Source organism: Saccharothrix sp. NRRL B-16314, assembly GCF_000716595.1.
Taxonomy (GTDB): Bacteria; Actinomycetota; Actinomycetes; order Mycobacteriales; family Pseudonocardiaceae; genus Actinosynnema.
In genome coordinates this window covers 1-355 of record NZ_JNXC01000169.1, presented here as the reverse complement: position 1 = coordinate 355, position 355 = coordinate 1, and the positions used below count along the sequence as shown (strand labels likewise).

Here is a 355-nt window from a genome sequence, read left to right as displayed (position 1 = left end):
CACCTCAACCGCCCGGTGGCGACCCTCGTCGCCGACTACGCCGACCGTCCTCCCGCCTATCTCGGCGGCGATCCGGAACGCGCCTTCCTGGAGCTCCAGGTGGGCGAGCTGCTGCGCGCCCACGTCAGCGGAGCGCTCGCGCTGCCCCCGCGCGACGCGGCCCTGCTCCGGCTCCTGGTCACCACCCGTAACGTGCTCGCGCACCGGTCCGTGCTGTACGACCGGACACTCGACGAGCTCTGCGCCGAACTCTCGCAGGCGGACCTCAGGGCTGCCTAGCGGCGCGGAGGGCCACGTCAGGGACGGCCCGGGGCGGTGCCCGGAAGCGGGCAGCGCCGCCGCCGGGGGCAGCACC

General features: G+C 75.5%; 1 protein-coding gene. It reads left to right on the top strand.

Annotated elements, in window-relative coordinates; translation table 11 throughout:
- A partial coding sequence (locus OQ02_RS39525; RefSeq protein WP_231500456.1) for a hypothetical protein occupies nt 1–279 on the top strand: 279 nt, incomplete at its 5' end.
- Nucleotides 280–355 lie beyond the last annotated feature (76 nt).